General features: G+C 70.5%; 9 protein-coding genes. 4 read left to right on the forward strand and 5 right to left on the reverse strand.

The features are described from left to right. Positions 1-124 precede the first annotated feature (124 nt). A complete protein-coding gene (locus ACIPJI_RS16710) occupies positions 125-1,255 on the forward strand; it encodes an ADP-ribosylglycohydrolase family protein (RefSeq protein ID WP_307706924.1) in 1,131 nt (376 codons plus the stop codon). Between the two features lie 95 nt (positions 1,256-1,350). Here ACIPJI_RS16710 and ACIPJI_RS16715 read toward each other — a convergent pair whose 3' ends face one another. Both ACIPJI_RS16715 and ACIPJI_RS16720 read right to left on the reverse strand, forming a co-directional pair. Next, positions 1,351-2,934 (reverse strand): sodium:solute symporter family protein, encoded by a 1,584-nt coding sequence (locus tag ACIPJI_RS16715; RefSeq protein ID WP_356618569.1) that lies wholly within the window; start codon positions 2,932-2,934, stop codon positions 1,351-1,353. A gap of 326 nt (positions 2,935-3,260) precedes the next feature. Further along, the gene (locus tag ACIPJI_RS16720; protein ID WP_402246946.1) at positions 3,261-4,043 is read right to left on the reverse strand and encodes an SDR family oxidoreductase; all 783 of its coding nucleotides are present in this window, start codon (positions 4,041-4,043) and stop codon (positions 3,261-3,263) included. Positions 4,044-4,124: 81 nt separating this feature from the next. On the opposite strand from ACIPJI_RS16720, the gene ACIPJI_RS16725 reads away from it, so the two are divergent. Continuing rightward, positions 4,125-5,009: a hypothetical protein gene (locus ACIPJI_RS16725; protein ID WP_402246948.1), complete on the forward strand. Its 885-nt coding sequence runs from the start codon at positions 4,125-4,127 to the stop codon at positions 5,007-5,009. 140 nt (positions 5,010-5,149) lie between these two features. Here ACIPJI_RS16725 and ACIPJI_RS16730 read toward each other — a convergent pair whose 3' ends face one another. The 3 genes from ACIPJI_RS16730 to ACIPJI_RS16740 form a co-directional block, all read right to left on the reverse strand. Next, positions 5,150-5,359 (reverse strand): DUF397 domain-containing protein, encoded by a 210-nt coding sequence (locus ACIPJI_RS16730; protein WP_356618562.1) that lies wholly within the window; start codon positions 5,357-5,359, stop codon positions 5,150-5,152. Between the two features lie 170 nt (positions 5,360-5,529). Then, positions 5,530-6,399 (reverse strand): helix-turn-helix transcriptional regulator, encoded by an 870-nt coding sequence (locus ACIPJI_RS16735; RefSeq protein ID WP_159690975.1) that lies wholly within the window; start codon positions 6,397-6,399, stop codon positions 5,530-5,532. A 301-nt stretch (positions 6,400-6,700) separates the two neighbouring features. Continuing rightward, complete coding sequence (locus tag ACIPJI_RS16740; RefSeq protein WP_307706919.1) at positions 6,701-7,432, reverse strand: GPP34 family phosphoprotein; 732 nt, start codon at positions 7,430-7,432, stop codon at positions 6,701-6,703. 221 nt (positions 7,433-7,653) lie between these two features. Between ACIPJI_RS16740 and ACIPJI_RS16745 the strand changes: the two genes are divergently transcribed. Then, positions 7,654-10,251 carry a serine hydrolase gene (locus tag ACIPJI_RS16745; RefSeq protein WP_402246951.1) on the forward strand — a complete coding sequence of 866 codons (2,598 nt, stop codon included), beginning with the start codon at positions 7,654-7,656 and terminating at the stop codon, positions 10,249-10,251. Positions 10,252-10,419: 168 nt separating this feature from the next. Further along, a complete protein-coding gene (locus ACIPJI_RS16750) occupies positions 10,420-12,420 on the forward strand; it encodes an MFS transporter (protein WP_402246953.1) in 2,001 nt (666 codons plus the stop codon). Positions 12,421-12,496: the final 76 nt, after the last annotated feature.

A 12,496-nucleotide genomic window follows, 5' to 3' on the forward strand; every position in this document is an offset into this window, starting at 1 on the left:
CGACATACCGGTGCGACCCGCGCACGGCCAGGCCGGGACCGCCCTCGCCCCCTGAGCCGGCCGTTGCCGTTCGATTACAGTGCTGGGCCGGGCAGTGTTCGTTCGACGTCGGGGGAGGAGCGCGGTGAGCGCAGCAGCCGCAGGCGTGTGGGGCCGTGCCGAGCAGCAGGACTTCCGCGCGAGGGTGCGCGGCGCGCTGCTCGGCGGTGCCATCGGCGACGCGCTCGGCGCCGGTGTCGGTGGGCTCACCCTCGACGAGATCCGCGCCGCCCACGGCCCCGACGGGCTGACCGACCTCGAACCGGTCAACGGCCGCCGCGGCGCGGTGACGGCCGCCACACAGCTGATGCTCTTCACCGTCGACGGCCTGATACGGGCCCAGGTCCGCCGCGACACCGGCGCCTGGCACCCGCCCACCGATGTGCACCGCGCGTATCTGAGATGGGCCGCGACCCAGCGCGACTGGGGCCCCGACGAGCGCCGCAAGGACAACGGCTGGCTCGCCCGCGAGGAGTGGCTCTACAGCCGCCGCAACCCGCCCCGTGACACCGTCATCGGTCTCGGCGACGCGAACATGGGCACCCTGCAGACCCCCAAGAACCCGACCGCCCGTGACGCGGGCGCGCTGGTGCGCTCCGCGCCGTTCGGGCTGCTGGTCGGCTGGGAGCCGCAGTTGGTGTGCCAGCTCGCCGTCGAGTGCGCGGCGCAGACGCACGGGCATCCGACCGCTTACCTGTCGGCCGGCGCGTTCGCCGTCATCGTGCACGGCCTGGCCCGCGGCGAGACGCTGGACGGCTCGGTGCAGCGGGCGCTGGCGCAACTGGCGTCCCGGCCGGGCCATCAGCCGGTCACGGACGCGCTCAAGCAGGCGCTCGGCGCCGTGCGGCAGGGCATCCCGAGCCCGGCGCGGATCGCGTCCCTCGGCGACGCCAGGCAGGCGGAGGACGCCCTCGCGATCGCCGTCTACTGCGCCCTCGTCGGCGAGGACATCAGGCACGGGCTGCGTCTCGCCGTCAATCACGACGGCCCGTCCGAGGTGACCGGTACCGTGTGCGGCGCGCTGCTGGGCGCGATGCACGGCGAGACCGCGCTGCCGCCGGCCTGGCTGTGCGAGCTGGAGGGCCGTCCGACGCTGCTGGAGATCGCGGACGACTTCGCCATGGAGATGACCCAGGGCCCGGCACTGCACAGCCCCACGGTGACCGCGCCGGGCTGGCTCCAGCGGTATCCGCGGGCGGCGGCCGAGCTGACCTGAGCCGGCCCGCCCCGTCCAGGAACGACGACGGCCCGGCCCCCCTCCTCGGGAGCCGGGCCCTCGCACGGTCGGCAGGGCCGACGGAGAGGCGTGCCTCAGCTGTCGGCGCTCTCGCGGCCGAGCACCTTGACGTCCGCGTCGCCGGCCGCGGCCGGCGACGGGATCAGCCGTGCGGCACCGATGCCGCCCTCGTCGTCGCCGTTGATCTTGGCGAGGACGGCGTCGCGTTCGGGAGTGTCCTCGGGCTTGATCCAGCCGACCACGATGTAGAGGACGAGCGAGACGGCCAGGGGCACCGAGATCTGGTACTGGAGCGGCACACCGCCCTCGACGTTCCAGCTGATCGGGTAGTTGACCAGCCAGAAGGTGAGCAGGCCGGCACCCCAGCTGAGCAGGGCGGCGGTGGGTCCGCTCTTACGGAACCAGGGGAGCAGGCCGAGCATCAGCGGGATGGCGATCGGGCCCATGAGGCCGGCGACCCACTTGATGACGACGGTGATGATGTCGCCGAAGAACGGCGAGTTGACCTGCGTCGCGATCGCCATCGACAGACCGAGGAAGAGCAGCGTGGTCCAGCGGGCGGCGAGCAGTCCGAGGCGGGTGTCCCATTCCCTGGCCTTGCGGGACAGCGCGGGCATGATGTCGCGGGTGACGACCGCGGCGATCGCGTTGGCGTCGGAGGAGCACATGGCCATGGTGTGGGAGAAGAACCCGACGATGACCAGGCCCAGCAGGCCGTGCGGCAGCAACTGTTCGGCCATCAGCGCGTAGCTGTCGGCGGGCACGTCGGTCTCGATGAGCAGCGGGGCGACCCACATGGGGAAGAACAGGACAGCGGGCCAGACGAGCCACAGCACCGCGGACAGGATGCCCGAGCGCTGCGCGGACTTCGCGGAGTCGGTGGCCATGTAGCGCTGGGCCTGGTTCCACATGCCGCCGTTGTACTCGAAGGTCTTGATGAAGAGGTACGCGATCAGGAACACCATCATGTACGGGCCCGCGAGCGGCGCGGCGTGGCCCTTCAGCTCGGGCTCGTCCCACACGGTCCACAGGCTGCTGAAGCCGCCCAGCTCGGCCATGACGGCGACGAGCATCGCGATACCGGCGACGAACTGGATGACGAACTGGCCCAGTTCGGTGAGGGCATCGGCCCACAGGCCGCCGACGGTGCAGTAGACGGCGGTGACCGCACCGGTGATCAGGATGCCCATGTTGAGGGAGACGCCGGTGAAGACGGAGAGGAGCGTGGCGATGGCCGCCCACTTCGCGCCGACGTCGACGATCTTCAGCAGCACGCCGGACCAGGCGAGCGCCTGCTGCGTCGGCAGGTTGTAGCGGTTCTTGAGGTATTCGAGCGGCGAGGCGACATGCAGTCGCGACCGCACCCGGTTGAGCCGCGGCGCGAACACCTTGGCGCCGATCGCGATGCCGATCGCGATGGGGAAGGACCAGGTGACGTACGAGGTGACGCCGTAGGTGTAGGCGATGGCCGCGTAGCCGGTGAACATCACCGCGCTGTAGCCCGACATGTGGTGCGAGATGCCGGACAGCCACCAGGGCATCTTGCCGCCGGCGGTGAAGAAGTCGCTGACGTTGTCCACGCGTTTGTGGGACCAGACGCCGATCGCGACCATCACGCCGAAGTAGCCGATGAGCACGGCCCAGTCGAGACTGTTCATGTCCCCTCCAGAGGGGTCCGCCTTGTGAACGAGGAGCGCGCTTCGTCTTTGCGTCCGTTGAGCGGCGCCCCCATGCGGGAGTTGGGGACTTCCCGGATTGAACAGGCTGCCGCGGGCGGTGGTCAAGGCCTCTGATGGTCATGAGTGTGAACGGGGATCAGCAAGACGAACGATTTTTACTTGTTCTTGACCTTGAGGGGCGTTGTCGCGGACGAGAGGCGGGCCACACGATGAGCGGGCACTTCGTCGAGGTCCGACAGACAGAGGAGACCGCACGGGATGCGGGTCCCGTGCGGCCAGGAAGAGGTGAGGTCCCAGTCCTCGAACTACCGCATCAGCTCACCGGCGTTGACGAGAAGCGACTGGCCGGTGATCGACCGGGCGCGGTCGGAGGCAAGGAAGACCGCCGCCTGGGCGACGTCCCGGTCCGTGGCCAGGTCGGGCAGGGCGGTCCGCTCGGTGAGCCGCCCGAGCACCTCGTCCTCCGCCACGTTCTCGGCGTCGGCGGTGAACCGGACGTACGCCTGCACCGGCGGCCCCCACATCCAGCCGGGCAGCACCGTGTTCACCCGGACACGGTCCGGGCCGAGCTCCCGGGCCAGGGAGTACATCGCGGACGTCAGCGCCCCCTTGGACGCCGCGTACGCGGCCTGCCGCACCTGTGAGGGCGCGGCGAGAGCCGACTGCGTGCCGATGAACACGACGGAGCCTCCCCGCTCCCGCAGCCCCGGCAGGCACGCGCGTGTCATCCGCAGCGTGCCGAGCAGATTCACGTCCAGGACGCGCTGCCAGGTGGTGAAGTCCGCGTCCTGAAGGCCGCCGAAGGAACTGTCCAGGGCGGCGACGTGCACCACGGCGTCGATCCGCCCGAAGCGCTCCATGGCGAGCGCGGCCAGCGCCTCGCACTGGGTCTCGTCGGTGATGTCGGTGGCCCGGTACGCGGTGCGGGTGCCGCCGGGGTCGATCCCGCCGGCCGACTTCGCGAGGTTCGCCTCCGTGCGCGCGCCGAGTACGGCGCTGCCGCCTTCCTCGACCACCGCGGCCGCGACCTGGAACCCGAGCCCGGCGCCGACGCCCGACACGACGACGTTCTTGTCCCGAAGCAGCATCCCGGTGCCTCCCGAGGCTGGCGCATTATCTGACGGAGCGTCAGAGTAGGTCGGCCCGGCCCAGGAAGGAAGGGGAGCGCCATGAGCGAGGACAGGCCCAGCGACGGCAGCGGAGACGGCGGCACACGCGGTGAGGAGACGCGCAGCGAGATGTACGCGGAGCTGGCGTCCGTCGGCCCGTACGGGGTTCGTCCCGGCCACGCGCTGATCACGATGGTCGAGCCGCATCCGGGGCACGAGTACGCGTACAACCGCTGGTACGAGGACGACCACTACTACGCGGGCGCGATGGCGATGCCCTGGATCAGCGCCGGCCGGCGCTGGGTGGCGACCCGGGACCTGCAACTGCTGCGCTACCCGGAGAAGTCGGCGGTGGCTCAGCCGGTGACGGCCGGGTGCTACCTCTCGACGTACTGGATCACCGAGGGCCGCTACGACGACCACATGAGATGGACCGTCGCCATCAACAAGCGCCTGGGCCGTGACGGCCGCGTCCACCAGCGGCGTACGCACGTCTTCACGGCCTTCCAGGACCATGAGGCCACCGTCTACCGCGACGGCGCCGCGGGCCCGCGCGACCAGCACGCGCTGGACCATCCGTACGCCGGTCTGGTGCTGGAGGTCGTCGATGCCGACGGCCCCGCGCAGCGGACCGAACTGCTGCGGTGGCTGCGCGCGAAGCATCTGCCGAGGAGGCTGGCGGGCTCGTGCGCGGCCATGGTGACGGTCTTCCGGCCCACACCGCTGCCGGGGGACCGGATGACCTATGTGAAGCAGGTGGAGGGCGTGGACAGCCGGCTGACGCTGCTGTGGTTCCTCGAGGAGGACCCGAGGGACCGGTGGGAGGACACGTTCACCGGGCTGGACACGGCGGTGGCGGAGTCGGGGCTGGGCCGGGTGGAGCTGGTGGCGCCTTTCGTGCCGACCGTCCCCGGGACCGACCGCTATGTCGACCAGCTGCGCTGAGGCACGCTGCCGGCGCGGTCCGGGGTATGGCCGAGCCCCCTCGGCCGGGACGGCGATCCAGTCGAGAGGGCTCTCGGTACTGCCTTGTGCGGCGTGCCGCTCGTGTCTTCGCGTTGCTCGTACTGCGGGCGGTGACGCGCTCAGCCGAGGTCGAACGCGCCGTCGCCCACTTCGTTCACGAACGCGTTCCACGATTCGGGGACGAAGGTGATCGTCGGGCCTGCGGGGACTTTCGAGTCCCGTACGGAGATCGCCTGGACTACAGGTGACTTGACCTCTACGCAAGCGCCGTTTCCCGTGGAGTACGAGGACTTCGTCCAGCTCTCCGTCGCGCCCTGAAGGATTGCCATGTTCGCTCCGCTTCCGGCAAGTGGTGTGATCCGAGCCAACGTCTTGCTGGCGTGATCGACGCTACTCGCCGACAGGGTTGAGCGAGACGGGCGTTCACTCGACCGGATGGCATATTCCATGCGACTCTTCCGTCGTACGGTGCCTCTGGTGTACCGTTCCGCCGCCTCGGTCAGGCGGCGTCTCCCTCGGTGTATTCCTTGGCGATGGACGCGATGAACTGACGCGTCTGCTCCACGTTCAGGGCCTGCGCGCGCAGGTGCTCGTACATGACGCTGTACTTCTGCACGTCGTTGGCCTTCTCGAGGTACAGGTCGCTCGTCACGCCCTCGATGTAGACGACGCTCGAGTCGGACGTGTCCGGGAACTCCAGGATCGCGTACTGACCGTTGACGCCCGGGTGCGCGCCCATCTCGAACGGCAGCACCTGCACGGTGACATGGGGCTGCTGCGACAGCTCCACCAGGTGCTCGAGCTGCTCGCGCATCAGCTGCCGCCCGCCGACCTGGCGGCGCAGCGCGGCCTCGTCGATGACCGCCCACATCCGCAGCGGGTGCTCCGCGTCCCTGATCCGCTCCTGACGGCGCAGACGGACACTGACGCGCTTCTCGATGTCGGTGGTGCCGCTCTCCGGCAGCGCACCGGAGATGAGGGCCTCCGCGTACTGCCGCGTCTGCAGCAGACCGGGAACGACCTGCGGCTCGTACACCCGCAGACTGGCCGCGTCGGTCTCCAGGCCGATGTAGACGCTGTACGGGATGTCGCCGAAGGCGTGCCACCAGCCCTGCTGGCGGGAGTCCTTGGCCATCTGCATCAGCGAGTCGACGATCCGGTGGTCCTCGACCTCGTAGACCCCGCACAGATCGCGGACATCGCGCTGGCTGATGGAGCGGCGGCCGTTCTCCAGACGGCTGATCTTCGACTGGGAGACGAGCAGGCGCTCCGCGACCTCCTCCGCCGTCATGCCCTTCAGCTCCCGGAGCCGGCGCAGCTCCTGCCCCAATCGGCGTCTCCTGACGGTGGGATTGACGTTGGACGCCACGGGTACTGCACCTCCGACTGCGTAGCTGTGCGTATCTACTGCTGAGCAGATTGCCACCAATGGTGGTCGCTGCGCTGCCAAATGGCTACACGCGCGAACGCTGCGGCTACACATACGAACGCGCGGGGCAGCCTTCCTGGCTGCCCCGCGCGTTCTTCTTGCGGCTCCCGAACCGGCCGTTGGGGACGACGGTGCGGCGGTCCTGCCGTGCCGCACCGCGGTTCCGTGCATGGCGCCTCAGCGCTCCGGTTCCGCGGTGCTGCACCGGGGTGTCGGGTGGTGCGGTGGTGCGGTGCCGTGCTCAGTGCGCGACGACACGTGCCGCCATGCTGCTGCGGCGTGGCTGCATCGGTACGGGCCCCGGCTGGCGGCCTGCGGGGGCCGTCGGCTGGGCACGGCGCGGCTGGGCGGCCGCACCGTTCTGGACGTCCATCACCGCGTGTGCGACGAGGCCGCCCATCGGGTCGTGCCTGATGAGGTCCCGCAGACGGGACCGCGAGGAACGCCCTTCGTTGCCCGGGTACAGGTGCTTGCCGAGTCCGACCGCGTGGGCCAGTGCGGCGAGCGCCGCGGTCCGCGGGTCCGGCGGTACACCGGTGCGGATCGCACTGTCCAGCCGGGCCCTGATGTCCCGGCTGATCGCCGTGTCCGTCGCCTGGTAGCGAGTCGTCGGCAGAACTCCGCACATCTGGCCCGCGACGGCATGCACCATGCCGCACCGCTCCAGATGCGAGAGGTAAATCTGGCGCAGCCCCAGTCGGGGCCCGCCGATCCAGTGGACCGCCCGAACCGGACTGCCGCGTCTGCGCAGCAGTTCCAGTGCGGAGTCCAGCGTCGGATCTCCTGTCGGCCGTGGCATCACCACGGCGATACGATCCCCGTCCGGGGCTATCCGTCCTGCCAGAGCCAGCTCTACTAGCTGTGCCCCGGCCAGGCCGAGGTCGAGCGACTGCGGCTGCGCTGTGGTACCCGTTGCCGGGTCCAGAGCGAGCAGCAGAAGCTCCTCCGGAAGTGTTCTGCGGCTCCTGCCCATCCATGCCTCCCCGCGTGGATGAATGACAGGGTGACCCCTCTCACATTGGTCTGTCGAGGGCGCCTGGGTGCTTTGTTAGGGAACCGATAGGTATGTCGTTCTCGTCTAGCACGGGAGCCAAGCGCTCACACAGGACACTGGTAGATGGTTCGGACACCACGGGCCGTCGGCGGGCCGCCGGTTCCGGGTGTTCGTGAAGACATACGCATGGCGCATGGCACATGACTCATGGAGGAGGCACGGTGGCGGGCGAGTCCCCCGACAAGTCGGAGCAGCGGAAGTCGTCGGGGGAGACGACTCAGGAGGAGCGCGATCCGCGTCTCACCGTGTTCGGCCGGCCATCTCCCGGGCGCGACGCCGCGCAGGGACAGGGCTCCGGCCATGACACCTCCACGACGACGACGGAAGAGACGACGGAGCGCCCGGCCCCTGTGGACCAGGCGACGGCCGTCTTCAGGACCACGCCGACGCCGAATGAGCCGGACGCAGCCCCTTCGGGCAATGACGCACGCCTGCGCGCCGCGGTTGCGGCGTGGGTGGCGACGGCGGACGAGCCGGAGGACGGTTCGAAGGACTCGGACGGCTCGAAGGACCCCGAGGGTTCTGGGGACTCTGACGGCTCGAAGGACCCTGACGGTGCTGAGGCCTCCGAGGGCTCAGACGGCTCGGAGGGTGGCTCTGAGGGCGCCCAGAGGGCCGGGGAGGCCGAGGGGAGCGCGGAGGTGCCGGAGGAGGCGTCGTCCGCCACAGAGCCGGTCGCAGAGGCCGCCGTGGAGTCCGCCACGGCCGCCGAGCCCGCCAAGGACCCGTCCAGCGAGGCCACTCCCGACGCGGCAAAGGGCGCTGCTGTCGCGACCGCGGCGGACGCCGGCGACACGTCGGACCACGCCGATCCGGCCGACGCCGAGGCGGCCGCCGCTAAGGCTTCTGACGCAGCCACAGACACAGCCACGGCCGAGGACGACACCGAAGCGCCGGCGGCGGAACGATCCGATTCCGCCGCGTCCGACGGCGACGGCCAGGACGAGGACGAGGACGACGCCGAACGCGGGAGCCCGGACACCGAGGACGGCGAAGCCGAAGCCCCGGCCGGTGCGGAAGCAAAGGGCGAAGTCGACGCCCCTGCCGAGACCGGCGGGCACGGCGTCGACCAGCCGACGACCATGTTCAAGGCGCTGCGGCGTCCGGCCGTCGATCAGCCCACCACCGCCCTCAAGATGCCCCCGCGTGCCACGCCCGCCGGGAAGCCGGAGTCCCGTCCGGAGTCACGGCCCGAGCCCGCGTCGCAGCCGGAGACGGACGCCGAGCGCACCAGCACCTTCGTGCCGCTGCGCCGCGACGACGTACGTCCCGCGTCCGCCGCGTCCAAGACTCCCAAGGCCGCTGCGGCTTCCGCACCGGCGCCGGCGGCCCCCGCGCCGGCCGCCCCCGCCCCCGCACCGGCCGGACCGGCGCAGCCGCTCCCGGCCGCGTCCGGGACTCCCGCGTCCCTTGTCGAGGCCGAGCGGACCAAGCAGCAGCCGATGCCGCCGCTGCCGCCGCTCGACCTGCTCGCCGAGCTGACGAACACGCCCCCGCCACCCCAGACGCCGGTCCGCACCGTCGTGCGGCGGGTCAAGATCTGGACGCCGCTGGTCCTGCTCCTCCTGGTCGTCTTTGCGGTCGTACAGCTCGTACGTCCGCTTCCGGACCCCACGCTCTCGCTGTCCGCGGAGGAGACCCACACCTTCGAGGGCGGCAAGCTCGAACTCCCGTGGCCGGCGGAGGGCCAGGGCGCGGCCGAGGTCGTCGGCGTCGGCAGCCTCGGTCAGTACGGTGCCCAGAAGCCCGCCCCCATCGCGAGCGTCGCGAAGACGATGACGGCGTACGTGATCCTCAGGGACCACCCGATCACCGGCAAGCAGGTCGGCCCGAAGATCACGGTCGACAAGAAGGCCGAGGAGGAGTCGAAGGCGAAGAGCGAGTCGACGGCTCCCATCAAGGAAGGCCAGCAGTTCACCGAGAAGCAGATGCTCCAGCTGCTGATGATCCCCTCGGGCAACAACGCGGCCCGTCTGCTGGCGCGCTGGGACGCCGGCTCCGAGGAGGCGTTCGTCAAGAAGATGAACGACGCCGCCAAGGAACTCGGCATGACGAACAGCACCTACACCGACCCGAGCGGTCTCAAGGCCACCACCGTCTCCACCCCGCTGGACCAGATCAAGCTCGGCAAGGCGGTCATGGAGAACGACGTGTTCAGGGAGATCGTGAACACGACGCAGATCGAGATCCCGGGCATCGACGGAAAGATCCGCAACAACAACGACGAAGCCCTGCTGATGGACGGCGTCGGCGGTATCAAGACCGGTTCGTCCACCCCGGCCGGCGGCAACCTGCTCTGGTCCGCGAACGCCGTCGTCGACGGTGAGGTCCGGCGCATCGTCGGGATAGTGATGGGCGTGCAGGACGCTCCTCAGCTGTGGCAGAAGCTGGAGAAGGCGATCGACTACAGCATCGCGCTGATCCCGCCTGCCCAGGAGGCCGTCACCTCGGCCACGGTGGTCAAGAAGGGCGACGTCGTCGGACACGTCGACGACGGGCTCGGCGGCCGTACGCCCCTCGTCGCCACCAAGGACCTGAAGGCCGTCGGCTGGGCCGGTCTCCAGGTGAAGATCGAGATCGCGGAGAACGGCAGCGCGGTCCCGCACGCGGCGAAGGCCGGAACGGTCGTCGGCCAGGTGTCCGTCGGCGAGGGCGTCGGCAAGGTCAGCGCACCCGTCGCCCTGCAGCGGGACCTCTCCGAGCCGGGCTTCGGCGCCAAGCTCACCCGCCTCGGCTGACCGCCGCGCGGGCGTCCCGGGAGACCGGGGCGCCCGCGTGCTAGCGTCCCGGGGCAACTCCGGGCGCCTGGGCAGCGTCTTGAGGAACGAGAAGCGAACAGCGAGCATCGAGGCGCAGCCGGCCGGGAGGACGACGGCGGACAGCTGGACAGGACGGGGAGAGCCGCAGTGACCACCGCTGAGCCGACACGGACGGACGGCAGCAGCACCCACGGCACCACCACGGGTGGGACCAGCGGCGATCAGCCGGCCGTCGACGCCTCCGCGTCCGCCGGCGACACGACCACCATCACCGACGGCACCACCCTCGGCACCGGTCCGCGAATACCGCTCCGTCCGCGGTCGCAGTCGAAGTTGCCGGAGCCCCGCCTCGCGTCGGGCTCCACCGCCACCTTCACCTCCGCACCCGCACCCGCCCCTGCCCCCGCACCTGCCTCCGCTCCCACGCGGTTCGCGGGCGTACGCGACCGCCTCTCACGTCATCCCGTCGCCCTCGCGACGGCCGCGGCCGCCTTCGTGCACCTGCTCTGGTTCTTCTTCTTCGCCAACAGCGGCGGCGACATCGCGGCCCAGGACGCCTGGGCCGAGTTCGTCGGCCGCCACCCCGACTCGGCGTACAACCTCGCCTGGTACGGCGGCATGCACCCCGTCTCGTACAGCGTGGTCTCCCCGTACCTGATGTCACTCCTCGGCGTGCGGACGACCATGATGCTCGCCGGTACCGTGTCGGCCACCCTGACCGCGCTGATGCTGGTCCGGGTGCGTGCCGTGCGCAATCCGGTGGCGTGTTCCCTCGTGGGCGTCTTCGCGTTCCTGTGCAACGCGCTGTCCGGCCGGGTCACCTTCGGCCTCGGCATGATGTTCGCGCTCGGCGCGGTCGGCGCCGTCTTCTGCTGGCCGCACCGCCTGCGTCACAACCGCTGGGCGAAGGCCGCCGTCGCCGCGCCGCTCGCCGGTCTCGCCACCGCGGCAAGCCCCGTCGCGGGCCTGTTCCTCGGCGTGGTGGCCGCGGCGCTGTTCCTGGGCGGCCGCCGTCCCGGGGCCTACGCGATCGGCCTCACGCCGGTGCTCGTCGTGGCGCTGTCCGCGTGGCTGTTCCCGTTCTCCGGCACACAGCCCATGTCGATCTGGTCGACGTCGCTCCCGTTCGTCTACGGCGTCCTCGTGTTCCTGCTCGTACCGAAGGAGTGGCGCACCGTCCGCACCGGCGCCGCGGTCTACGCCGTCGGCACGCTGCTGACCTGGGCGATCGACTCGCAGATCGGGTCCAACGTCTCCAGGCTGCCGATGCTCTTCGCGGGCGTGGTGCTGCTCGCCGCCCTGCCGTACACCGTGCCGCGTTCCCGTAAGTGGTACGCCGTCGTCATCGCCGTCGTCGGACTGAACGCCTGGATCGGTTACAAGGGCGTGGACGACATCGTCCGTACGGCCCCGACGGCTTCCTGGAACCGCGAGCTGGCGCCGCTGGTCAACCGGCTCCAGGAGGTGAACGCCGAGCGCGGCCGGGTCGAGGTCGTGCCGGCGAGCAGCCACCGGGAGGCGTCGGCCCTCGCCCCGTACGTCAACCTGGCCCGCGGCTGGAACCGCCAGGCCGACATGAAGCGCAACCCGCTCTTCTACGACAAGGAGAACGTCCTCACCTCCGCGAACTACCGCGCGTGGCTCGACCGGTGGGCCGTGCACTACGTGGTGCTGCCTAAGGGGGCGCCGGACTCGAGCGGGGCCAAGCAGGAGGCGGAGCTCGTACGCGCGGGCCAGCCGTATCTGACCCGTATCTGGGGCGACGCCAACTGGCAGCTGTTCGCGGTCGAGAACCCGACGCCGATGGCGGAACCGCCGGCGACCGTGGACCACGCGGGTGCGGGCGAGCTGACCATCCATGTGAAGAACGCGGGCCGGGTGCTGATCCGCGTCCCCTACTCGCCGTGGCTGAGCCTCGTGGACGACGAGGGCAAGGGTGTCGAAGGCCCGCAGGAGACGCCGGAGTCAAAGGCGCGCGAGGACGGACCCAGAACTTTCGTCAACACCAACGGCTGTCTGCTGAAGGCGGAGGAGGACACGGAGGGCGACGAGTGGACCGAGCTCCTCGCCCCGCGGCCGGGCACCTATCGGCTCGCCGCCCCGTACCAGCTTCCCCGCGGGACCCCGTGCCCTGAGGAACTCCGCTAGATCCTTTCGCCCTTACCCGCGTTAACACCTACCTCACCTTCCGCTGCTCGTGCATAGTGGACGCGCTCGGCATACC

The organism is Streptomyces sp. NPDC086835 (genome assembly GCF_044745705.1).
Lineage (GTDB): Bacteria > Actinomycetota > Actinomycetes > Streptomycetales > Streptomycetaceae > Streptomyces.

Excerpts from the sequence above, each read along its gene's own strand:
- ACIPJI_RS16715 (WP_356618569.1), bottom strand. The coding sequence starts at position 2,934 with ATGAACAGTCTCGACTGGGCCGTGCTCATCGGCTACTTCGGCGTGATG.
- ACIPJI_RS16720 (WP_402246946.1), bottom strand. The coding sequence starts at position 4,043 with ATGCTGCTTCGGGACAAGAACGTCGTCGTGTCGGGCGTCGGCGCCGGG.
- ACIPJI_RS16725 (WP_402246948.1), top strand. The coding sequence starts at position 4,125 with ATGAGCGAGGACAGGCCCAGCGACGGCAGCGGAGACGGCGGCACACGC.
- ACIPJI_RS16730 (WP_356618562.1), bottom strand. The coding sequence starts at position 5,359 with ATGGCAATCCTTCAGGGCGCGACGGAGAGCTGGACGAAGTCCTCGTAC.
- ACIPJI_RS16740 (WP_307706919.1), bottom strand. The coding sequence starts at position 7,432 with ATGGGCAGGAGCCGCAGAACACTTCCGGAGGAGCTTCTGCTGCTCGCT.
- ACIPJI_RS16745 (WP_402246951.1), top strand. The coding sequence starts at position 7,654 with ATGACTCATGGAGGAGGCACGGTGGCGGGCGAGTCCCCCGACAAGTCG.